The following is a 21,498-nucleotide window of genomic DNA, read 5'->3' on the forward strand; positions in this document are numbered from 1 at the left end:
GGCGGCCCCGGGAGATAAGGCAGGATCGGCAGCGTGGCACGCGGGCAACTGCGCATCTATCTCGGGGCCGCCCCCGGCGTCGGCAAGACGTACGCGATGCTGGAGGAGGCGCACCGCCGGGCGGCGCGCGGCACGGACGTGCTGGTGGGGCTGGTCGAGACCCACGGCCGCCCGCAGACCGCGGCGATGCTCGGCGACCTGCCGGTGCTGCCGCGCCGGACGATCCGCTACCGGGACACCGACTTCACCGAGCTGGACCTCGATGCGGTGCTGGCCCGCCGGCCCGAGGTCGCGGTCGTGGACGAGCTGGCCCACACCAACGTGCCCGGCTCGCGCAACGGCAAGCGCTGGCAGGACATCCAGGAGCTGCTCGACGCCGGCATCGACGTGCTCTCCACGGTCAACATCCAGCACCTGGAGTCGCTGAACGACGTCGTCGAGCAGATCACCGGGGTCGCGCAGCGGGAGACCGTGCCGGACGGCGTGGTACGCGGCGCCGAGCAGGTCGAGCTGGTCGACATGACCCCGGAGGCGCTGCGCCGGCGGATGGCGCACGGCAACATCTACCATCCGGACAAGATCGACGCGGCACTGGCCAACTACTTCCGGATCGGCAACCTCACCGCGCTTCGCGAACTCGCGCTGCTCTGGCTCGCCGACAAGGTGGAGGACCAGCTCGACCGGTACCGGGCCGACCAGGGCATCTCGGTGCCCTGGGAGACCCGGGAACGGGTGGTGGTCGGGCTCACCGGCGGGCCGGAGGGGGAGACGCTGATCCGCCGGGCGGCCCGGATCGCGGCCCGGAGCAAGGGCGCCGAGCTGATGGCGATCCACGTGGCCCGCAGCGACGGGCTGCGCGGCGCCGACCCGGCCGCCCTGGACCGGCAGCGGATCCTGGTGGAGCAGCTCGGTGGCACCTACCACCAGGCGGTCGGCGCCGACGTCCCGGCGGCGCTGCTCGACTTCGCCCGGGGCGCCAACGCCACCCAGATCGTGCTCGGGGCCAGCCGCCGGGGCCGGTTCGCCCAGATCCTCTCCCGAGGCGTCGGGTCCACCACGACCGCGCTCTCCGGGCCGATCGACGTACACCTGGTCACCCACGAGCAGGCCGGCCGGGGCCGGCTGACCGCGCCGCCGGCCGCGCTCTCCCGGCGACGCCGGCTGATCGGTTTCGGGCTGACCGTGCTCGGCATCCCGCTGCTGACCTACCTGCTCCGGCTCCTCGCCGACGGGCTCTCGCTCGGCAGCGACCTGCTGCTCTTCCTCGCCGCCGTGGTCGGGATCGCCCTGGTCGGCGGCTGGTGGCCGGCGCTGCTCGCCGCCCTGCTCAGCTCGCTGCTGATCAACTACTTCTTCACCCCGCCGCTGTACGGGCTCACCGTCGCCGACACCGAGAACGTGCTCGCCCTGGTGGTCTTCGTGCTCGTCGCGGCGGCGGTGAGCGGGGTGGTGGACCTCGCCGCCCGGCGTACCCGGGAGGCGGCCCGGGCCAGCGCGGAGGCGCAGCTGCTCGGCGCGGTCGCCGGCAGCGTCGTCCGCGGCGCCCGGCCGCTGACGGCGCTGCTGGAGCGGCTGCGGGAGACCTTCGGACTCGTCTCGGTTACCCTGCTGGAACGCTCCCCGGACGCCCCGGAGCGGCCGGACCCGCAACGCGACCCGCGCGCCTGGCGGGTGGCCGCGAACGTCGGTGCCGAGCCCTGCGGCACCCCGGCGGCCGGGGACGCCGAGGTGGGCGTCGACGACGACCTGCGACTCGTGCTGCTCGGCCGGGTGCTGCCGGCCGCCGACCGGCGCATCGTGCAGGCGTTCGCCGCCCAGGCCGCCGTGGCGCTGCGACAGGAGCGGCTCGCCGCCCAGGCCGCCGCCGCCCGGCCGATCGCCGAGGCGGACCGGCTGCGTACCGCGCTGCTGGCGGCGGTCAGCCACGACCTGCGTACCCCGCTCGCCTCGGCGAAGGCGGCGGTGACCAGCCTGCGCAGCGCCGACGTCGAATTCGACCCGGCCGACCGGGACGAGTTGCTGGCCACCGCCGAGGAGTCGCTGGACCGGCTGACCCGGCTGACCCGGCTGGTGGCGAACCTGCTCGACATGAGCCGGCTCCAGGTCGGAGCGCTGGGCCTGCGGCCCGCCTCGTTCGGGCTGGAGGAGGTGGTGCCGGCGGCCCTGGACGAGCTGGGCGAGCCGGCCCGGCGGGTCCGGGTCAACCTCCCCGACCACCTGCCGGCGGTCCGCTCCGACCCCGGCCTGCTGGAGAGGGTCCTGGTCAACCTGGTCGGGAACGCGCTGCGGTTCAGCCCGCCGGACCGGCCACCGGCGATCACCGCCAGCGAACACGGCGGCTTCGTCGAGCTGCGGGTGGTGGACCGGGGCCCGGGACTGCCCCGGGACCAGTGGGAGCGGGCCTTCCTGCCGTTCCAGCGGCAGGGGGACCGGGACAACCACGCCGGGCTCGGCCTCGGGCTGGCGCTGTCCCGGGGGCTCGCCGAGGCGATGGGCGGCAGCCTGGAGCCGGAGGAGACCCCGGGCGGCGGGCTGACGATGATGCTGCGGCTGCCGGTGGCGGGCGAGGAGGGTGCCGGGTGACCCGGGTACTCGTGGTGGACGACGAGCCGCAGATCCTCCGCGCACTGCGGATCAACCTGAGGGCCCGGCGGTACGACGTCGAAGTCGCCGGGGACGGCACGACGGCGCTCCGGCTCGCCGCCAGCCACCGCCCCGATCTCGTGGTGCTGGACCTGGGCCTGCCGGACATGGACGGGGTGCAGGTGATCCGGGGGCTGCGCGGCTGGACGAACGTGCCGATCATCGTGCTCTCCGGCCGCGCCGGCAGCCAGGACAAGGTGGCGGCGCTGGACGCCGGTGCCGACGACTACGTGACCAAGCCGTTCGGGGTGGACGAGCTGCTGGCCCGGGTCCGGGCGGTGACCCGGCGGGCGGCCGGGGCGGGGGAGGAGGTGCCGGCGGTGGAGATCGGCCGGCACACCGTGGACCTGGCCGCGCGCGCCGTCCGCACCGCCGACGGCACCGAGGTGCGGCTCACCCCGACCGAGTGGCACCTGCTGGAGATCCTGGTACGCAATCCGGGCCGGCTGGTCAGCCAGCGTCAACTGCTGCACGACGTCTGGGGTCCGCAGTACCAGTCGGAGACGAACTACCTGCGGCAGTATCTGGCGCAGTTGCGCCGGAAGCTGGAGGACGACCCGTCCCGCCCCCGGCACCTGCTGACCGAGCCGGGAATGGGCTACCGCTTCCAGCCCTGACCGGAGCGCTCAGAGGCACTGTTGCCCACCCTCACCCCTCACGCCACGAGAGCGGAGACAGGTTGACCGCCGCCCCGGCGATGCGCCGTGCGGTCTCCGTCTTCAGGCTCTTACGAGCTGAGTCGATCCAGCCGTCAACGCGTCGCACGCCGATGTCGCCGTACTCGACAGCCTGGAGCAGCATCTCCAGCTTGTCGGCGTCGTTGGCGCACACCGCTTCGAGGCTGTCCCGCGACTCGTACTCATCCACGGCCTCACGGACCACCGCACGGCTGCGCTCGGGTAGCCGGTCGGTCTGGTCGGCGGTGATGTCGCGCGGGTCAGGCTTGGTCAGATATGCGGTGGCGGTGTGCGGTAGGTCGCCGGTCCGCGTTTCCTGACTGTCGTGCCACAGCGCGAGGAAGGATGCGCGGGTGGGGGTGGCACCCTCTTCGGCGGCGATAAGTGCGGCCAACTGGGCGGTCCTCATGGTGTGCTCGGCGACCGACTCCGGATCGCGTACGCCCGCGTGCCACCAGCCGGAGCGCCGGACGCGCTTCAACAGCCCGAGTTCGTACCCGAATGCGGCGAGCGCTTCGGCGTCACGCACGGTTTGTCCCCTTTCCTAGTAGTTGGCTGTACGCACGGCGTACTGAAGCCCTGTAAGTCGGTCACGCTCGGCTCGGCCGAGGTCATCGGTCGAGGCGAGCCTAGCGAGTACGTCGTTGAGTGACGCGCGGACGGCAGGACGTCCATGAAGGAGCGAAGGTCGGGAAAGTAAAAAGGGCGTGCAGCGTACACAAGTTCAGTGGCAGGTGAGGTGAGTCGGGTTGGAGGCGGTTCATGAGATGGTGTAGCAACCGGGCGCCGGTCCAGGAGCGCGTATCGGTATCCAACATGAACGCATCGCTGATCTGATCATTGCTGAGTTCGCCGATCCAGTATGCCCAGTAGTTGAGATTCGCTACCTCCCCGGGCCCGTCTGCCACCTGTTCGACGAATTTGTAAAGGTGGGTACTGTCGCCGGCGACTGCCAGCGCAACTGAGGAAGAGCGCGCCTCCAAGAGGCCGGTGACATCTCCCGGTTCGACCTTCCGGCGGCCGGCGCGGTTCCATTCCGCACGAAGCCAGTCGGCCACCCTCGACCTGCCGTCGAACCCAAGCAGATAGACAGCTTGTCGGTGTAACAGCGCCTCATTGGCCCTTCGGGCATGCTCTGCTACGAAAAGCAAATGATCAAAGAAGCGTCTGCGTTCCTCCGTGTCCAATGTGGGCTGCGACGGATTGGGTCCACGGCGAGGCATATAAGATCTGAACTCGTGGAGGTGTTGCGGCATCTTTTCGGTGATAGGCCATATTATCAGGTTCGTGGTCGTCCAACGATGGACGCTGGTAGCCAATGGATGACTGTCCGGATTGACCCAAGTCGCGCCCGCTGTAATGCCGGTCGAAAGCACCTGATCGGCCTCGATTGCCTCGCGCAGATGGCGCCCGGTGGATGCCGGTGCACCGAGCCGAGATAACCGACCGCACAAGCGGAAGAAGTCGCCAGCGTTGATTGCGGAAAGCGGACGGCGACCAGATTCCCATCCCTGAACGGTCGAGACATCGACCGTCAATTTCTCGGCGAGCTTCTCCTGCGTCAACGCCGCAGATTGCCGGGCGATCTTCAGTACGTACCCTGATACGATGCCGACTGCGCGAGAACTGTGACTCCCGGTCAGGGTTGTTAGTCCGCGTGCCATGGACTCCCTCCGCTTCTCCCGCTTGCTCCACCGCCTATCCGTACTGGCGGTCAGTTCCGCGATCCGTCACACGATCGTAGCCTCATGTCATCGACAGATGGGAACGCCCATGAGTAGGCGAAAGCCGGAGACGGCTTCGCAGTAGTCCTGATTGCGGCGATGGGACAGCCTCGACGAAAGGGAGGAGCTGTGCTGAGCGACCACGAACCGTCCGTTCCTGACTGGACATGCCGCCAGTGCCGCGCCGACTGGCCGTGCGTGACCCGACGCAAGGAACTGATCGACGAGTTTGCCGGCAGCTACACCGCCATGATCCTCTATCTGGCGCACCTGTTGATGGAGGCGGCCGAGGATCTGCGCCACGTACCCGCCGGCTGGCTGCACAACCGGTTCGTCGGCTGGACGAACGACGCCGGTGACCCTGCACCGTTCACCTCCGTCGACATCCTGGTCAACGGCTACCGGCTGACCAACGACCACAGCCCCGGTGCCGATGGCAGATATCCCGTCTGCGGTGACCTGGCGGGCTGCTGGGTGCGGATAGACCCGGCGGGGCCGGGCTTCCTGATCCCGTTGCCCTGATGCGGCAGCCACCCCGACCCGGCGAGGTGGTACGCGTGGACGGCGCGGCGAGCGTACAGTTCTCCGGCCCACGTGCCATCTGGGTCCGGATCATCAGCGTCAGCCGGAAACCCACATACCACGGGTGGTGCTGGTGCACCGGGTACGTGCTCGACGCCACCGGCGGCCAGGCGACGGAGAAGCGCGAGATCTTCGTGCAGGTCGCGGGGCTGCGCCTGGCGGCTCCGCGAACGCCGGTCGCCGCTGTCGAGCACCGCAACGAGCGCACCCGTCGGCAGCCGTCCACCACGCGGCGGCCACAGGCGGCACGGGACGCCCCATAACTGCCGCGCCTGGCGGCGTCGTACTGCGATACGTTCCCGCTCATGGTCAGCACGCGCCTCGATTGTGCCCGGATTCGCGCGGCCCTCCGGAACATCGACCCGGTCTTCCTGCACACTCCGCTCTACCAGTGTGACGCCCTCGGGAACGAGCTCGGCTGCACCGTGAGCATCAAGCTGGAGACGGCGAACCCGGTGCGCAGCTTCAAGGCCCGCGGCACGGAACTTGTCGCCAGCATGTTGACCGACCAGGGTCGGACGGCGGCGGTCTGCGCCAGTGCGGGCAATCTCGGCCAGGCGCTCGCGTGGTCCGGTCGCCGCCGTGGCCTCGACGTGACAGTCGTGGCGGCACGCCGCGCGCCCGCTGCCAAGCTGGAAAGGATCCAGGCGCTGGGTGCGCGGTTGGAATTGGTCGACGGCGACTTCGAGATGGCCCGCGAACGGGCCGTGGATATCGCGCGGGAGCGCGGCATCCGGCTGGTCGAGGACAGCCTCGACATCGAGACCTGCGAGGGCGCGGCGACCATCGGCCTGGAACTGGCGGGCGGGCCGGCCTCCTTCGACGCCGTCCTGATCGCGCTGGGCGGCGGCGCGATGGCCACCGGCGTGGGCCACGTGCTGAAGACCCTTTCGCCAGACGTCGAGGTGATCTGCGTGCAGCCGGTCGGCGCCCCCGCGATGACGCACTCCTGGCACCGGCGACGAGTTGTCACCACCGACTCCACCGACACCATCGCCGACGGCGTCGCCGGCCGGTACCCCATCCCCGAGGTCCTGGACGACCTCATCGCGGTGGCCGACGACGCCGTCCTGGTTCACGAGACGTCCATCGTCACCGGGATGCGGATGCTCCTGGAGCGCGCGGGTCTGGTCGTCGAGCCGTCGGCGGCGCTCGGCGTCGCGGCCATCCTGGAGGACCGCGAGCGCTTCGCCGGCCGCCACGTGGCCACCATCATCTGCGGCAGCAACGTCGACCCGGAGGCGTACCACCGCTGGATCCGCAGCTGACCCAGCGGCACCGCGAGGTGAGCGAGGTCGACCCACATCGCGGGTCAACACAGCGATGGGTCCGTTCGTATCCTGCTCCGGTGCTCCCACCTCGACTGCGACCGGCCCCGGTCGGCATCTGCGTGCAACATCGCTACCCCTCAGGGCGATCGCCGGCTTCCTGACCACCGGGCCTCGATGTGCTGATCTTCACAGGCGAGGGAGCCCAACTGGTCGAGGATGTGCTCGTGTCCGTGCGCACCACGGAGACGGTCAAGGCGCCAGTTGTCCATATCGATCCCGTCGTCACCCCCGTTGACGAATCCGGCCGCGTGCTCGACCGCAACAGCCAGTTCACCGCCGTGTCCCTGCGCAATGACGACAGCGAGCAGATGAGCGTCCGGCTGGTCTACATCATCTGGACCGAGCCCGAGGGTGACCAGCGTCAGCAGGCCGATCAGGTCGTACCGGTCGGTGACCTGATAGTCGTACCGCCCCAGGAGACCACTCTGGTGCCGGTGACCGGCGAGGCGCGGACCGCCATGGCGGGCGCTGCAGGGCGCTTCCCGACAAGCATCAAGGCGTACCTCTCCCGGTAGCCAGTGAGCCGCGTCGGCGGCCCAGAATCGGCCGGAGACCTCGGCGACGTCGGCGCCTACGGTGGCCTTCTCGGTCGTCATCTGGCGCACCTCCCTTGATCAGCAGATCCGCCGTTGGTTGGTTGTACACACCCGGCCGCGCCCCGTGTCGCCCGGTCGTGGCCGCCGGGTCCGTGCGGTCTCACATCCGGGATCTCAGTACGTCGAACTCGCAGCCCGGCAAGGACGGGTCGAAGCCGTGCTCGACCAGCCAGCGGACCGCTACCAGGCTTCGCCATGACCACCATCCGTGGATGACGTCGAGGTCCACATCATCGGTGCCGTAGCCGGCGATCACGTCGTCGAGGTGCTCCTCGTGCGCGAGTGTCAGGACGGCGAGGTCGTAGAGGGCATCGCCCGGGGCGGCCTCCGACCAGTCGAGCACGCCGGTGATCGTGTCCTCGTCGACGAACACGTGGGTGATCTGCAGGTCGCCGTGGATGAACACCGGTTTCCACGGCCGTAGGGCGGCCTCGGCAACTTGGCGGTTGCGGGTGACCAGGTCGCGGGGGAGGGCACCGCTGGTGACGAGCCATTCGCATTCGCCGTCCAGTCGTGCGGCGAGTTCGTCGAGGCGCCGACCGGGCCAGGGCGGTAGGGGCGCGTCGTGCAGGGCCCGTGTGGCCGCGCCCGCCGCGACCCATGCCGCCGACGACGCGGGCGACGGCTCGCCGAGGCGGCCGAGCGCCGTGCCTGGCAGGGCAGCGAGCGCGAGTACGGGTGGCCTGCGCCAGAGGACCTGCGGGGTCGGGATCGGCGCCATGGCCATCGCCTCGACCTCGACATCGGTGCGCGTCTGATCGACGTCGATCTTCAGGTACACGTCGCCGACGCGGAGGGTCGCACGCTCGCTGTGGGCGACGACGACCTCGAGCGTGTCCACGTCACCATTATCGCGGAATGATCATCCACATCGCCGCAGGTTTGTCGCGTGTGCGTCGGAGAGCGTTACCGGGCACCGGCATGCGTTCCTGGCCGACCCTCGCTCGTCGGACCGTTGGCCTGGTGATGCCCGGAGGCGAATACAGGACTGTCTGGTTGGCCGGTTCTGGTGCGGTGGTAGGGGCGCTATACCGGTTCGGTGTCCATCGAACGGTTCATCGGTGTCGATCTTGCCTGGCGGGACGAAGCTGGTTCGGCGCCGGCCAACGAGACCGGTGTGGCGGCCCTCGATCAGCGCGGGATCGTGCTGGAAGCGGGGTGGACTCGTGGCGTGGCCGCGACAGCCGACTGGGTGCAGGAGGTGACTGGCGATCGGTCGGCACTGCTGTTCGTTGACGCGCCGTTGGTGGTGGAGAACCTCACCGGGCAGCGGGTATGCGAACGGCAGGTCGGGCAGTGCTACGGCCGATGGAAGGTCAGCGCGAACACCACGAATCAGGCCTCGCCACGACGCGCCGGAGTGACCCTGTTGGCCAGGCTGCAGGAGTGCGGCTGGACCTACCACGACGGCCGTGGTGGTCCCCCGGTCGATGGCCGGCTGGTCAGCGAGTGCTATCCGTACACCACTCTGGTCGGTGTCGAGGAGCTGGGCTACGACGTGCAGCGGCCACGCTACAAACGCAAGCCACACCGGATGCCGGTGGCGCAGTGGCGCGGCGAGCGGGCCGCGGCTTGTGACGACCTGGTCGGCCGGTTGGGCCGGCTGGCCGCCGCTGATCCGCCGATGATCCTGGACTCGCACCCGCGCACCGCCGGGTTGGCCGCACTGCCGGCGCCGATCGACGATGCCGCGTACAAACATCGGGAGGATCTCATCGACGCCGTGCTGTGTGCCTGGACGGCAGCATTGTGGTATCGGCACGGCCGGTCCCGCTGCCAGGTCCTCGGAGCCTCAGGCGATCCGGCAACGACGGCGGCCACTATCATCGCCCCAACCCGTCCCGGCCAGCGCATCACCACAACCATCCGGACGGGAGCACCGCGGTGAGTGAGTGGACCGCCGTCGGCTCGGCACTGATCGCCGGAGTGGGTCTGCTGTTCGCCGGCTGGCAACTGCTGCTGCTGAACCGGGCCGCCCGGCACGAACGCCGGGTGGCACGCGAGGGCGTGGCCGTGTCCTGGCAACCGATCGAGGCGCCGCACCACCCTGACGCCGACGGTACGGCACGTTGGCAGTTCCGGATCACCGCCCACAACCCAGGCCAACTCCCCGTGGACAATGTGAGCATCCACTGGACGTTCCCCTGCCCGGTGCGGCGGGTGCACTACAGCGGCACGCTCGACCCGCCGACGACCATGGTGACGTTCAACACGCCGGTACTGGCGGGCGGGCAGGAACGACACTGGACGCGCGAGCTTCAGATCGACTTCGCCGCCGCGGCAGACCTGCCCGGCACGTACGCCCACATCCGCTTCTGGGACATCGACAACGTCGAACACAACAACCGCTGGCCGCGCAGGCATCAGGGGGGCGGCGTCAATGCTGCTCACTAGGCCGACCGCCTCGACCGTTCAGGCGGGTGGGTCGTCTTGGTAGAGATCTGCTCGCAGGTTTCGGCCGCCCCAGCGGGTTGCTGTGTGAGTCCGGGTCGTGGGCGGGTGGCCTTGGGCGTCCAGCCGAACTGCCTGCGGTCCGGCGGTGGTTTGTCCCAGTCGGCGAACAGCTCGAATGAGTCCCGGATGCGAGCGGCCTCGCCGTCGCAGGTCTCCCGGAGCACCGTGGCGGGGTAGAGACGCGTCTCCTGGGCCACATCGCAGTCGTCGGTCCGGGAAGCGACCAGGGTGCCTCATCGATCGGGTAGGTGCCGGGGTCGAGCAGCGGGGGGTTCACATGGTGGTGATCGAGCAGCGACCAGTGCAGCCCAGCGGAGTCCTCGGTCGGCCGCTGCGACGCGGGCAGGTCGACCAGCCGGACAGGGATGCTCAGCACGTTCCGGCATGCAGCGCACCGGAAGCTACACCGCGACAGTGTGACACTCCGAGCTACAAGAGACGATCGCTTTCCATACGCGTCCGCGCCACGTCAACGTGTACCTTGCGCATGGAGGAGAACGAGGGCTGGACCATCCCGGCGCCCGATGTCGGTGGGGCGTCGGCGATGCTATGGGCGTGGAGTACGTGTCCCGAGTGCCGCGACCGCCGCTGGACGGGCTGATCGACGACCTTTACTACCTGGAGGGCGCGTCGCCGTACGCCCGGCTGACGCTGCCGCCGATGCCGGCGGCGTTGCTCATCGTCAACCTCGGAGCGCCGTTTCGCATCCGCGCCGGCACCGACATCGAGACGGCCGAGTACGCCGACGGCTGCGTGGTCACCATGCCCACCCGCGCGTGGGACTTCGGCTACCCACTGCGGACCCGGTCAGTCGGTGTGCACTTCAAGCCGTGGGGGCTGGCGCCGTTCCTGCCGATGCCTGCGGCCGAGCTGTGTGACCGGCCGGTGGCGGTAGAGCAGGTGTGGGGCCGGCCCGCCATCGCTGAGCTGCGAGACCGGCTGGCCACGGCGGATGGACCGCACCAGATGCTGACACTGCTCGAGGAGGAGCTGATGCGACGGCTGTGCGAGACCGCCGGCCTGCGGCTGGTCCGTCATACGAGCAGCGTCATCGCGGCGACCAGCGGGGCGGTGGCGATCGGCGACCTGACCGTGGCGGCCGGTGTCAGCAGCACTCATCTGGCACAGCGGTTCAAGGAGCTCATCGGCGTCACACCGAAGCGGCTGGCCCGCACCTGCCGCTTCGCCGCCACCGTGTTCACGATCAACGTCGCCGGACCGATCGACTGGGGCGACGTCGCCGGCGGCGCAGGCTACTTCGACCAGGCCCACTTCGGCCACGAGTTCCGGGCGTTCACCGGGCTCACGCCGACCCGGTACGTCGAAGTCCGGCGGCAGTTCCTGCGCGAGCATCCCGGCCACGTGCTGGACAGCTGGCCGCTGCCGGCCGATTGATTCCTTACAAGAGTGACAGCTCACGACTCGCTAGTTTGGGGGAACCCAAAGCAGAGGAGCGCCCCGTGGGCAAGGTTGTCATGTACAGCTCGGTGTCGGTGGACGGCTTCGTCGCGGACGAGAATGACCAGCCCGGACCCCTGTTCGACTGGTTGTCCGGCGGCGACGTCCCGTTGGACGAGAGCGGCGAGGTCAAGGTGTCGCAAACGTCTTACGACTACACCCGGCCGTACTGGGACCAGATCGGGGTGACAGTCGTCGGCCGCCATGTCTTCGATGTGACGGACGGCTGGGACGGGAAGCCTCCGGGCGGAATCGACCACGTGGTCGTCGTGACGCACCGGCCGGAGCCAGAGGGCTGGGACCCCGACGCGCCATTTCACTTCGTCGACGGCGTCGAGGCAGCCGTGGCCAAGGCGCAGGAGCTTGCGGGTGACCGCGTGGTTGAGGTCGCCGCTGGCGACGTCGGTGGCCAGGTGCTTGCCGCGGGTCTGGTCGACGAGGTGCGCATGGACGTCGTACCCGTGGTGTTCGGGTCCGGCAAGCGCTACTTCGGGTCGGTCCACGCGCAGCACCTGTTGGAGGATCCTGACGTGGTGATTCAGGGCAACCGGGTGCTTCACCTGCGCTATCGGGTGCGCCGTTGACCGACCGGTGTCGACCCGGCGTTCGGGTTGTCGTGACCTTGCAGTCGGACGCCGACGTCGGCCGCATCCTCGCCGCATACGGCGGTGTGTTCGTCGCCGGATCGCGCGGCTGGGCCATGCCCGTCGACACGTTTCGACCCGACCGCTACGCGGCAAGATCACCCTGGCACGAGATCAGCGACAGGACCGTCGAGCCCACCCCGAGGGCGGCGCGCTCTTGCCGCCGCCGCATATCCTGACACCGCGCACCGCTTCACCCTCAGACGCTGGGAGTCGCCATGTCCTTTACCGCCGCCGTTCGTTCCGTGCTCTCCCAGTACGTCGGATTCAGCGGGCGGGCACGCCGCGCCGAGTACTGGTGGTTCTTCCTCTTCTCGCTCCTCGTCGGCATCGTGACGTCGATCCTCGACAGCGCGCTGGGCACCGACTTCGAAGGGTCGAGTGCCTCCGGTGGCCTCCTCAACCTGATCGCCAGCCTGGCGCTCCTGCTGCCGTCGCTGGCGGTTGCCGTGCGACGCCTGCACGACACCGATCGTTCCGGCTGGTGGATCCTGATCGGGTTGATCCCGCTCGTCGGTGCGATCGTCCTGCTGGTGTTCTTCGTGTTGGACGGCACGCCCGGTCCAAACCGCTTCGGTCCCAGCCCGAAGCACACCGCCGCACCCGGGTGGGCGACCTGACGACGATGCCCAGGTGCCGCTCGTAGCCGGTGTCTCCCTCCGGCTCCGCACCGATGCGGCCGGGACCGGTCAGGCGTTGTGGCTGGCCTGCTCGGCCCGGCGGGAGGTTCTGCCTCGATGTTGTGCGAGCCATTCGCCCAGCCCTGTACGAGTAGGTACGGCATGTACGTGTCATCGTGGGCGGCGAAAGCGGAGCGGGGCGCCCACTGTTCGGTCACGCCGCGTCGTGTCATCCTGACGAGATGCGAGTGACATCGATCTATACGTACCCGGTGAAGGGGTGCCGCCGGATGGACCGCGACACCGCGCGGGTCGAGCCGTGGGGCCTGGACGGCGACCGGCGCTGGCTGATCGTGGACGACGACGGGCTCGGCCTGTCCCAGCGCCAGCACCGGGAACTGGTGACGATGCGGGCGGTCTCCCGGCCGGGCGGGCTGACCCTGGACGCGCCGGGGATGCCCCGGCTCGACCTGGCCGAACCCACCGGCGGCGAGGCGATCGAGGTCCGGGTCTACCGGGGGCGGCCACCCGCACCGGTACGCGCCGCCGGCCCCGAGGCGGACGACTGGCTCAAGCGGCTGGTGGGGCGTACCGTCCGGCTGGTCTGGCTCGGTGACCCGAGTCGCAACCTCGTTCCCTGGGAGGTTCCGGCCGGGGTCGGCGCCGAGGTGAGCTTCGCCGACGGCACCCCGCTGCTGCTGGCCAACACCGCGTCGCTGGACGCGTTCAACGGCTGGCTGCGGGAGTCGGGCAGCGCCGAGGGGCCGCTGCCGATGATCCAGTTCCGTCCCAACGTGGTGATCACGGGCGCCGCGCCGTGGGACGAGGCGGAGTGGGTCGGCCGGCGGATCAGGATCGGCGGGGCCGTGTTCCAGGGCGCCGCCGAGTGTGGCCGCTGCCTGATCGCGACGATCGACCAGGAGACCGGGAAGCGCGGGCGGGAACCGCTGCGGATGCTCGCCGCACGGCGGAACATCGACCAGAAGCTCCGCTTCGGCCTCCAGTTGACGGTCCACACGGCACCGGGCGGACCTGCCGACGGTCGTACGGTCAGCGTCGGTGACCCGGTGGAGGTGCTGGACCGACCGTGAGCGCCTGGCGCTCCCGGCTCGTGCCGGCGTGCCGGCGGCCAGGAGCGGCGTGCCGGCGGCGCGGGGCGGCGTTCCGGCCAGCCGGGGTCCGCACCACCAGGGCCAGCCCCACCAGTACGACGATGCCGGCCGCGACCTCGGTCACGGTGATCGGCTCGCCGAGCAGTACTCCGGCGGCGGCGAGTCCGAAGATCGGCACCAGCAGGCTGAACGGGGCGACCCGGCCCACCGAGTAGCTGCCGATGAGCCGGTTCCAGATTCCCCACCCCACGAGCGTCGAGAGATAGCCGACGTAGCCGACCGCCAGCAGCGCGGTCCAGGAGATCCCGGCGATCGCCTCGAAGACCACCCGCGGCCCGTCCACCACGCCGGCCAGGCCGAGCAACGGCAGTGGCGGCACCAGGCTGGACCAGACCAGCAACGACAGCGGCCGAGTCTCGCCGCTCGCCCGGACCAGTACGTTCGCCAGCGCCCAGCTGCCGGCGGCGGCGAGGGTCAGCGCGAAGCCGATCGCGGTGGCGTGCCCGCCCGCGCCGGCCGCGAGCAGGGCGATCCCGGCCGAGCCGGTCAGCACCCCGGCGAGCTGCGTACCGCCGGGCCGCTCGTGCAGGAGGGCGGTGGCGAGGACCACCGAGACCAGCGCCTGGGTCTGCAGCACCAGCGAGGCGAGCCCGGGCGGCATCCCGGCGTCGATGGCGACGAAGAGGACGCCGAACTTGAGGACGCCGAGGACCAGCCCGTAGCCGAGCACGTACCGCAGCCGCGAGGTCGGGCGGGGGACCAGGAAGACCAGCGGCAGCGCGGCGGCGACGAACCGCAGCGCGGTCAGCACCAGCGGCGGCAGGTCCCGCAGCCCGACCTCGATGACGACGAAGTTGACCCCCCAGAGGGCGGCGACCAGGACAGCCTGCATGCGGTGCGCGAATCTCATGCCGCACACGCTGCCCGCCACCCCGATTAAGGTCCAGTTCACGATTCTTAACAGCTCTTGTAGCCTGCCTTCATGGATCTGGACGTCCGGCGGCTGCGGGTGCTGCACGAGGTGTCGCTGCGCGGCGGGGTGACCGCTGCCGCCGCGGCGCTGCACGTCACCCCGTCGGCGGTCTCCCAGCAGCTCGCCCAACTCGCCCGCGAGGCAGGCTGTGCGCTGGTCGAGCGCTCCGGCCGGGGCGTGGTGCTGACGCCCGCCGGGCAGGTGCTCGCCGCGCACGCCGAGCGGATCCTCGGCGCCGTCGAGCAGGCGGTCACCGGGCTGGCCGTCGCGCACCGGCGGGTCGCCGGGACCGTCCGGGTCGGCTCCTTCCCCTCCGCCGCCGGCGTACTGGTCGCCCCGGCGGCGGCCCGGGCGATGGCCGCGCACCCCGGTCTCGACGTGCGGGTCAGCGAGGCCGAGGACGAGCAGAGCCGGCTCGACCTGCGCTCCGCCGTGCTGGACATCGCGGTCCTCCAGGAGTACGACCACGTGCCCGGCATCGCCACCGCCGAACTGGAACGGCATCCGATCGCCACCGACCCGATGCACCTGATCACACCGGCCGCCTGGGGCCGGCGCAGCGGACTGCTCGCCGACCTCGCCGACGTGCCCTGGGTGGCGAGTGCCGCGCAGACGCCGTGCGGCCGCTCCACCCTGCGCGCCTGTCACCTGGCCGGCTTCGAGCCCGACATCCGGCACCGGGCGGTCGACTTCGCGCTGACCCTGGACCTGGTGGCCGCCGGCCTCGGCGCCGCGCTGGTGCCGGAGATGGCGCTCCGCAACGTACCGCCGGGGGTGCAGGCGGAGCCGCTGCTCCGGCCGGTCACCGGCCGGCAGATCTTCGCGGTGACGCGTCCGCGCGGCGACGGCCCCGTCCACCCGGCGATCGCCGCCGTGCTGGAGGCGCTCGCAGAGGTACGTCGGCCAGCGCGCTGACCGTCCGGCACCACCGGCGAGCGGGACGGCCGGTAGTGCCTGCTGTACCTCGGAAGGCCAGTGGGCCGGATTGTCGGCACAGCTCAGTTGATCGAGGCTGGGACGTGACAAAGCTCGTCAATCCCCGTGGAGGAAACATGTCTACAGCCCCGACGGGCCCCAGCCCGACGGTGCGCCGCCGTCGTTGGGCATTGTTCCCCCTGGTGGCCGCCGTGCTGGCCGTGCTGGCCGTGCTGGCCGCGGCGCTCGCCGTGCCGTCCGCGCTCGCCGACGCCCGCCAGCACGGCCGCGACGCCGCCGTCGCGCACCGGCTCGACCGCCTGGTGGCCGACCACGACTTCCCCGGCGCACTGGCCTCCGTCCGCGATGCCGAGGGACGGGTCCGGAACTACACCGCCGGCGTACGGGACCTGCGCACAGGTGGCACGATCCCGCGCGACGCCCAGGTGCGCGTCGGCAGCAACACCAAGACCTTTACCGCCGTCGTCGTGCTCCAGCTCGTGGGCGAGGGGCGGATCGACCTCGACGAAACGGTCGACCACTACCTGCCCGGAATTGTCCGCGGCGACGGCGTCGACGGCCGTCGGATCACGGTGCGCCAACTGCTGCGGCAGACCAGCGGCCTGCCCGACTACGACGACGTGCTCTTCACCGAGCCGCAGGATCTGGTCGACCTCAGCCACGCCTATCACGACCCGCGTCGGCTCCTCGACGCCGCCCTCACCCGCCCGGCACGGTTCGCGCCCGGCACCAGGTGGGAGTACAGCAACACCAACTACATCCTGGCCGGGCTCGTCGTCGAACGCGTCACCCAGCGCCCGGTCGGCGAGGAGATCACCCGTCGGATCCTGCAACCGTTGCACCTGCGGGACACGTACTGGCCCGGTGTCGGCGAACAGGACATCCGGGGCGTCCACCCGCGCGGCTACGTCGCCGTGGCCCCCGGCGCCCCCTGGGTCGACGTCACCAGCATGGATCCCTCCCTCGGTTGGGCCGCCGGGCAACTGGTCTCCAGCCCGGACGACCTGCGCCGCTTCTTCGAGGCACTCGTCGCCGGGAAGCTGCTCGAGCCCGCGCAGCAGGCCGCGATGCTGGAGACCGTCGCCGCGCCCGACTTCGAGCCCACCGAGGGCTGGGAGTACGGGCTCGGCATCGCCCGGCACGCGCTGCCCTGCGGCGGTCACGCCTGGGGGCACGGCGGTGACATCCAGGGCTTCGAGACCCGCAACCTCGTCACCGAGGACGGACGCGGCGCCGTCGTCGCCGTCACGGGCCTGCCCACCTCCCCGGAGATGACCGCCGCCGTTTCCGCGAGCGTCGATGCGGCGCTCTGCGGTACGAAGCCCTGACCGAGGACTGTCCGGCCCGGCCCGGCTACCGCCGCCCGATGAACCGCTCGCCGGCGGCCTCGATCCGGTCGATCTCGGCCCGGAAGAAGGCGGCGAGTTCGGCGCACCGGTCCAGGTCGGTCGGCCCGCCCTCCCCGCGGGGCAGGTCCGGGTACGGGCTGCCGAGCACGAAGATGTTCTCGTCGTTGAACTGGTTGGCCGGGGCGGTGTAGTTGAACGAACCGGCGATCACCACCGCGTCGTCGACCACCATCAGCTTGTGGTGCAGCTTGCCGAAGGCCGGCGAGCGGAGCGGGACGTGGAGCGCGATGTTGGCCCGGTCCAGATCGTGGGTGGCGGCCCACTTCTGCACGCCCTGCCCGGGGTCCACCGCCCCGGTCACGGTACGCCCGGCGGCGGCCAACGCGATCATCGCGTCGTCGATGCCGGAGGAGCCGGAGAAGGTGAAGATGGCGAAGTCGACCCGCTTGGTCGCCTTCAGCATCTGCTTCATGATCTCCAGCTCCGGGGTGTGATCGGGAGCGAAGAGCACCTTCACGGGCACGCCCCCCACGTTGTACGCCCTCGGCACCCGCCCGTGCTCGCCGCGCCCGAACCGGCCCTGCCGGAGCCGGTCGAACTCGTCGGCGTACTCCTGACAGATCCGGGTGTGGTGGAAGAGCACGACGTGGTTCAGGTTGCGGTGGCAGTCGGTGCCGGTGAAGTTCGCGGAGCCGGAGAGGACCGCCGGCCGGCCGGCGGCCCGCTGCCGGTAGTCGCGGACCACGAACTTCTGGTGGAAGATCGCCGGGTTGTAGTCGGCCTTGACGTCGACGTTGCAGCGGAGCAGGGCCGCGACGATCCGCCGGTTTGGTTCGAGACTGCGGCTGCCCGCCTCCGGCTCCCACTGGGCCCGACGCCGGGCGTCGGCCTCCGGCTCGCCCGGCCGGGCGGCGACCCGGGGCAGTTTGGCCGTGCGCAGGTAGTCCTGTTCCAGCACCATCCGGACGTCCACGCCCCGGAACCGCGCGTCCAGGATCGCCTGGGCGATCGGCTCCGAGTCGAGCTCCTGGACGGCGATGTCGAGGCTCTTCCGGGCGCCGCCGATGAAGTCGACCACCACCTGTTCGAGGTCGTCGGCGGCGCCGAGTTCGCGCGGGCCGACGTACGCCTCGATTTTCCTGCCGGCGAAGGTCGCCATGCCGGACAGGCTGGCACCCGGCGTCGCGTCCCGGTGTCGCCTCGGCTACAAACTCCCCCAGGCCGGGAGCACGTGTACCCGTTCGGGTGGCAGGCTGTGAGCCGTGTATCGGGAGTGGAGCTCCGGGCTGGCCGGCGCGGTCGTCTGGACGGTCACCCGGACCGCCGACGCGGGGCCGGGGCGGGTCCTGCCGGACGGCTGCATGGACCTGATCTGGTCGAGCCGCACCGGTCTGCTGGTGGCCGGGCCGGACACGGTCGCGCAGGTCACCGCCGGCCCGGCGGGCGAGCGGTACGTCGGGCTGCGCCTGCCACCGGGTGCCGGGCCGGCGGTCGTCGGGCTACCCGCGCACGAGCTGCGGGACCTGCGGGTGCCGCTCGGCGCGCTCTGGCCGGTGGGAGAGGTCGCCGAGCTGGCGGAGCGGGTGGCCCTGCACCCCCGCCCCGGCCGGGTGCTGGAGTCGGTCGCCACCGCCCGGCTCGCCGCCGCCGGCGGCCCGGACCCGCTGGCCGCGCCGCTGGTCGCCGGGCTCGCCGCCGGCCGTGACATCGCCGGTGCGGCCGGCGCACTCGGGCTCGGCACCCGGCAACTGCACCGGCGCAGCCTGGCGCTCTTCGGCTACGGTCCGAAGACGCTGGCCCGGATCCTGCGGATGCGCCGCGCCCTGGCCCTGGCCCGAGCCGGCACCCCAGCCGCCGAGGCGGCCGCCCGGTCCGGGTACGCCGACCAGGCGCACCTGTCCCGCGAGGTCAGGAGCCTGGCCGGGGTACCGCTGGGGCAACTGCTCTAGGCGCCTGCCTCGCCTGCGCTGGGCACCGGTTTCGCGCGGCTGGCGCGCGGACGTGCACGGCCCGCTTACGTGTGTTCACGGCTGGGCGCTCGTGTCGAGCGGGGCGAAGAGGTCCACGGTGTTGCCGTCCGGGTCGTGCAGGACCGCGTACCGCTGACCCCAGACTGCGTCCCACGGCTTGAGATGGCCGTGGTGGCCGGCGGCGGTCAGCTCGGCGTACCAGGAGTCGACCTCGGCCGGGTCGGCGCAGCGGAAGGCCAGGCCGATCTGGGAGCCGCCCGGTGCCGTCCACCCCGGGTCGAACGAGCGCATTATCTCGACGGTGTCCCAGGCCAGCCGCAGGCCGCCGGGGAGCGTCACCTCGACGTGCGGCTCGGTGTCGGCGCCGGCCGGGATCTCCAGCCCCAGCCTCCGGTAGAACGCGAGCGATCGGGCCATGTCGGCCACCGCCAGGCCGATCAGATCTAGTGTCGGTGTCATTCGGCCAGCCTAGGAACGGGTTCCGGTCGCGTCTTGAACGAATCGGACGCGTCGCGCGGCGGGCCGGCGGGGGTTCGGGGTGCCGATGCGTTAGGCCGATCATCGGCGTACGGTGTGCTTAACGGCAGCCGACGCTCCGTTGTCCGCGAGGTGGCCACCGGTTGGCGGCCGGGTTACGGATCGTCGGGCGTGCCGTGTCCGTGCCGGTCGTCGGGGAAACCGGCCGGCGCTTCGTCGGTACGGGGCAGAGAGAAAAGGGAGGTAGTCGGGTGATGGTGGATCTGGCCTACCTGGATGCGGGATCGGGGAGCCTCATCGTGCAGGCCGTGGTCGGCGGCATCGCCGGGGTGGCGGTGGCGGCGAAGCTCTACTGGCGGCGGCTGACCAGCAGGTTCCGCAAGCAGCCCACGCCCACCTCCCCGGAGCAGGACTGAGGGCGGTCCACAGCCGATGGTCGCACCACCTCCCGCCCCGACCCGATCCACCACCCGCGACTCCGCTCCCCGGAGCGATCCCGGTTCCTTCCGCGACCCGGCCAACCGGGTCTTCCACGCCGGCGGGCAGGTCCTGCGCGGGCTCGGCCCGCAGGCCGCCGAGGAGTGGCGGGCGCTCGCCGCGGCCGGGTTCTTCGACCGGCTGCTCGCCGAGGGCAAGGTCTGCGGCACCGAGGCGGTCGACGACCCGGGGGTGTTGCCGGCGGGGCAGGCCGGGCCGTGGACGACGGTGCTGCGGCACGAGCGCATCCCGTTCGTCTCCTACCCGTACGAGTGGTCGTTCGGGATGCTGCGCGACGCCGCCCTGCTGCACCTGGAGATCCTCCGCGCTGCCGTACCGGCCGGGTTCACCACCAAGGACGGCTCGGCGTACAACCTCCAGTGGCGGGGCGCCGAACCGACCTTCATCGACATCGGCTCGTTCGAACCGGCCCGGGACGGCGAACCGTGGGCCGGCTACCGGCAGTTCTGCCAGACCCTGCTCTATCCGCTGCTGCTACAGGCGCACCTCGGGCTGGACTTCCAGCCCTGGCTGCGGTCCCGGATCGACGGCATCGAGGCGGGCGAGCTGCGCAGACTCTTCGGCGGCACCCGCCGGTTCCGGGCCGGCGTGCTCAAGCACGTCCACCTGCACCACGCGATCCAGTCCCGGTCCACCGGCTCCAGCACCGGCACCGTCCGGACCCAGTTGAAGGAGGCCGGCTTCTCCCGGGAACTTGTGCTGGCCACCCTGCGGGCCCTCGACAAGCTGGTCCGCCGGCTCGACTGGCAGCCGCCGCCGAGCCACTGGTCCGGCTACCGGGAAACCTGCACCTACTCCGACGCCGACCGGGAGGCGAAGGAGCGGTTCGTCGCCGAGGCGCTGGCCGAGGGGGACCGGTCCCGCCTGGTGCTGGACCTCGGCGCCAACGACGGCGCCTACTCCCGGCTGGCCGCCCGGCACGCCGACTACGTGGTGGCGGTGGAGAGCGACCCGGCCGTGGTCGACCAGCTCTACCACCGGCTGCGCACCGACGGCGAGCGCCGCGTGCTGCCGCTGGTGATGGACCTGGCCGACCCGTCACCCGGCGGTGGCTGGCGCGGCGTGGAACGCGCCCCGTTCGCCGCGCGGGCGGAGGCCGACGCCGTACTCGCGCTCGCCGTCGTCCACCACCTGGCCATCGGGCGCAACGTGCCGCTGCCGGAGATCGTCGACTGGCTGGTCGACTTCCTGCCGGCGCCGGGTGCCGGCGGCCGGCTGGTGGTCGAGTTCGTCCACCCCGACGACCCGATGGCGCTCCGGCTGCTGGCCAACAAGCCGGCCGGGCTCTTCCCGGACTATCGCCGGGAGGAGTTCGAACGCCTGCTCGGGCAGCGCTGCGAGATCGTGCGGCGGCGGGAACTGCCCTCCGGCACCCGCACCCTCTACCTCGGGGCACCGCGTGGCTGACTCCGCCGCCGGCAGGCCCCTGCCGGCCGGCGCGGAGGAAGCGGCGA

23 protein-coding genes and 1 pseudogene are annotated in these 21,498 nt (G+C 71.2%); 18 read left to right on the top strand and 6 right to left on the bottom strand.

Annotated elements, in window-relative coordinates; translation table 11 throughout:
- Window positions 1–33 precede the first annotated feature (33 nt).
- Entirely contained in the window at window positions 34–2,583 is a 2,550-nt protein-coding gene (locus tag ACN28C_RS21330) for a DUF4118 domain-containing protein (RefSeq protein ID WP_422769307.1), read from the top strand.
- Complete coding sequence (locus ACN28C_RS21335; RefSeq protein WP_422769308.1) at window positions 2,580–3,260, top strand: response regulator; 681 nt, start codon at window positions 2,580–2,582, stop codon at window positions 3,258–3,260. Before ACN28C_RS21330 ends, ACN28C_RS21335 begins: the two co-directional genes overlap by 4 nt.
- A gap of 31 nt (window positions 3,261–3,291) precedes the next feature.
- Here the strand turns inward: ACN28C_RS21335 and ACN28C_RS21340 are convergent, their stop codons facing one another.
- Both ACN28C_RS21340 and ACN28C_RS21345 read right to left on the bottom strand, forming a co-directional pair.
- Window positions 3,292–3,849, bottom strand: coding sequence for an HD domain-containing protein (locus ACN28C_RS21340; RefSeq protein ID WP_422769309.1), 558 nt, complete (start codon window positions 3,847–3,849; stop codon window positions 3,292–3,294).
- 100 nt (window positions 3,850–3,949) lie between these two features.
- The gene (locus tag ACN28C_RS21345) at window positions 3,950–4,984 is read right to left on the bottom strand and encodes a helix-turn-helix domain-containing protein (protein ID WP_422769310.1); all 1,035 of its coding nucleotides are present in this window, start codon (window positions 4,982–4,984) and stop codon (window positions 3,950–3,952) included.
- A gap of 258 nt (window positions 4,985–5,242) precedes the next feature.
- On the opposite strand from ACN28C_RS21345, the gene ACN28C_RS21350 reads away from it, so the two are divergent.
- The 4 genes from ACN28C_RS21350 to ACN28C_RS21365 all read left to right on the top strand — a co-directional run bounded on the left by ACN28C_RS21350 (window position 5,243) and on the right by ACN28C_RS21365 (window position 7,472).
- Window positions 5,243–5,566 (top strand): hypothetical protein, encoded by a 324-nt coding sequence (locus ACN28C_RS21350; RefSeq protein WP_422769311.1) that lies wholly within the window; start codon window positions 5,243–5,245, stop codon window positions 5,564–5,566.
- A complete protein-coding gene (locus tag ACN28C_RS21355; RefSeq protein ID WP_422769312.1) occupies window positions 5,566–5,889 on the top strand; it encodes a hypothetical protein in 324 nt (107 codons plus the stop codon). Before ACN28C_RS21350 ends, ACN28C_RS21355 begins: the two co-directional genes overlap by 1 nt.
- Window positions 5,890–5,931: 42 nt before the next feature.
- Window positions 5,932–6,894, top strand: a complete 963-nt coding sequence (locus ACN28C_RS21360; protein ID WP_422769313.1) for a threonine ammonia-lyase — start codon at window positions 5,932–5,934, stop codon at window positions 6,892–6,894.
- 179 nt (window positions 6,895–7,073) lie between these two features.
- Window positions 7,074–7,472 carry a hypothetical protein gene (locus ACN28C_RS21365; protein WP_422769314.1) on the top strand — a complete coding sequence of 133 codons (399 nt, stop codon included), beginning with the start codon at window positions 7,074–7,076 and terminating at the stop codon, window positions 7,470–7,472.
- A gap of 181 nt (window positions 7,473–7,653) precedes the next feature.
- Here the strand turns inward: ACN28C_RS21365 and ACN28C_RS21370 are convergent, their stop codons facing one another.
- A complete protein-coding gene (locus tag ACN28C_RS21370; RefSeq protein ID WP_422769315.1) occupies window positions 7,654–8,394 on the bottom strand; it encodes a phosphotransferase family protein in 741 nt (246 codons plus the stop codon).
- 198 nt (window positions 8,395–8,592) lie between these two features.
- Between ACN28C_RS21370 and ACN28C_RS21375 the strand changes: the two genes are divergently transcribed.
- From ACN28C_RS21375 to ACN28C_RS21405, 7 genes and pseudogenes are all read left to right on the top strand, one after another.
- Window positions 8,593–9,441 carry a DUF429 domain-containing protein gene (locus tag ACN28C_RS21375; protein WP_422769316.1) on the top strand — a complete coding sequence of 283 codons (849 nt, stop codon included), beginning with the start codon at window positions 8,593–8,595 and terminating at the stop codon, window positions 9,439–9,441.
- A complete protein-coding gene (locus ACN28C_RS21380) occupies window positions 9,438–9,947 on the top strand; it encodes a hypothetical protein (protein ID WP_422769317.1) in 510 nt (169 codons plus the stop codon). The genes ACN28C_RS21375 and ACN28C_RS21380 overlap by 4 nt, the downstream gene beginning before the upstream one ends.
- A gap of 609 nt (window positions 9,948–10,556) precedes the next feature.
- Window positions 10,557–11,402 carry a helix-turn-helix domain-containing protein gene (locus tag ACN28C_RS21385; RefSeq protein ID WP_422769318.1) on the top strand — a complete coding sequence of 282 codons (846 nt, stop codon included), beginning with the start codon at window positions 10,557–10,559 and terminating at the stop codon, window positions 11,400–11,402.
- A gap of 65 nt (window positions 11,403–11,467) precedes the next feature.
- Entirely contained in the window at window positions 11,468–12,049 is a 582-nt protein-coding gene (locus ACN28C_RS21390; RefSeq protein WP_422769319.1) for a dihydrofolate reductase family protein, read from the top strand.
- A 29-nt stretch (window positions 12,050–12,078) separates the two neighbouring features.
- A pseudogene (locus ACN28C_RS21395) lies at window positions 12,079–12,288 on the top strand (hypothetical protein); the annotation flags it as partial.
- A 39-nt stretch (window positions 12,289–12,327) separates the two neighbouring features.
- Window positions 12,328–12,729 carry a DUF805 domain-containing protein gene (locus ACN28C_RS21400; protein ID WP_422769320.1) on the top strand — a complete coding sequence of 134 codons (402 nt, stop codon included), beginning with the start codon at window positions 12,328–12,330 and terminating at the stop codon, window positions 12,727–12,729.
- Window positions 12,730–12,971: 242 nt separating this feature from the next.
- Entirely contained in the window at window positions 12,972–13,820 is an 849-nt protein-coding gene (locus ACN28C_RS21405) for an MOSC domain-containing protein (protein ID WP_422769321.1), read from the top strand.
- On the opposite strand, the gene ACN28C_RS21410 is transcribed toward ACN28C_RS21405, so the two are convergent.
- Window positions 13,780–14,751, bottom strand: a complete 972-nt coding sequence (locus ACN28C_RS21410; protein WP_422769322.1) for an EamA family transporter — start codon at window positions 14,749–14,751, stop codon at window positions 13,780–13,782. The two genes, ACN28C_RS21405 and ACN28C_RS21410, sit on opposite strands and share 41 nt — an antisense overlap.
- Window positions 14,752–14,823: 72 nt before the next feature.
- On the opposite strand from ACN28C_RS21410, the gene ACN28C_RS21415 reads away from it, so the two are divergent.
- Together ACN28C_RS21415 and ACN28C_RS21420 are read left to right on the top strand one after the other, a co-directional pair.
- Window positions 14,824–15,729: a LysR family transcriptional regulator gene (locus ACN28C_RS21415; RefSeq protein WP_422769323.1), complete on the top strand. Its 906-nt coding sequence runs from the start codon at window positions 14,824–14,826 to the stop codon at window positions 15,727–15,729.
- Window positions 15,730–15,866: 137 nt separating this feature from the next.
- Window positions 15,867–17,078, top strand: coding sequence for a serine hydrolase domain-containing protein (locus tag ACN28C_RS21420; RefSeq protein ID WP_422769324.1), 1,212 nt, complete (start codon window positions 15,867–15,869; stop codon window positions 17,076–17,078).
- Window positions 17,079–17,103: 25 nt separating this feature from the next.
- Here ACN28C_RS21420 and ACN28C_RS21425 read toward each other — a convergent pair whose 3' ends face one another.
- Complete coding sequence (locus ACN28C_RS21425; protein ID WP_422769325.1) at window positions 17,104–18,258, bottom strand: phospholipase D-like domain-containing protein; 1,155 nt, start codon at window positions 18,256–18,258, stop codon at window positions 17,104–17,106.
- Window positions 18,259–18,361: 103 nt separating this feature from the next.
- On the opposite strand from ACN28C_RS21425, the gene ACN28C_RS21430 reads away from it, so the two are divergent.
- Window positions 18,362–19,048 (top strand): helix-turn-helix domain-containing protein, encoded by a 687-nt coding sequence (locus ACN28C_RS21430; protein WP_422769326.1) that lies wholly within the window; start codon window positions 18,362–18,364, stop codon window positions 19,046–19,048.
- A 75-nt stretch (window positions 19,049–19,123) separates the two neighbouring features.
- On the opposite strand, the gene ACN28C_RS21435 is transcribed toward ACN28C_RS21430, so the two are convergent.
- The gene (locus tag ACN28C_RS21435; RefSeq protein ID WP_422769327.1) at window positions 19,124–19,528 is read right to left on the bottom strand and encodes a VOC family protein; all 405 of its coding nucleotides are present in this window, start codon (window positions 19,526–19,528) and stop codon (window positions 19,124–19,126) included.
- 269 nt (window positions 19,529–19,797) lie between these two features.
- Between ACN28C_RS21435 and ACN28C_RS21440 the strand changes: the two genes are divergently transcribed.
- Window positions 19,798–19,962, top strand: coding sequence for a hypothetical protein (locus ACN28C_RS21440; RefSeq protein ID WP_422774945.1), 165 nt, complete (start codon window positions 19,798–19,800; stop codon window positions 19,960–19,962).
- Between the two features lie 16 nt (window positions 19,963–19,978).
- Window positions 19,979–21,451, top strand: coding sequence for a class I SAM-dependent methyltransferase (locus ACN28C_RS21445; protein WP_422769328.1), 1,473 nt, complete (start codon window positions 19,979–19,981; stop codon window positions 21,449–21,451).
- Window positions 21,452–21,498: the final 47 nt, after the last annotated feature.

Origin of the sequence: Plantactinospora sp. WMMC1484, from assembly GCF_049315195.1 — a bacterium.
Lineage (GTDB): Bacteria > Actinomycetota > Actinomycetes > Mycobacteriales > Micromonosporaceae > Plantactinospora.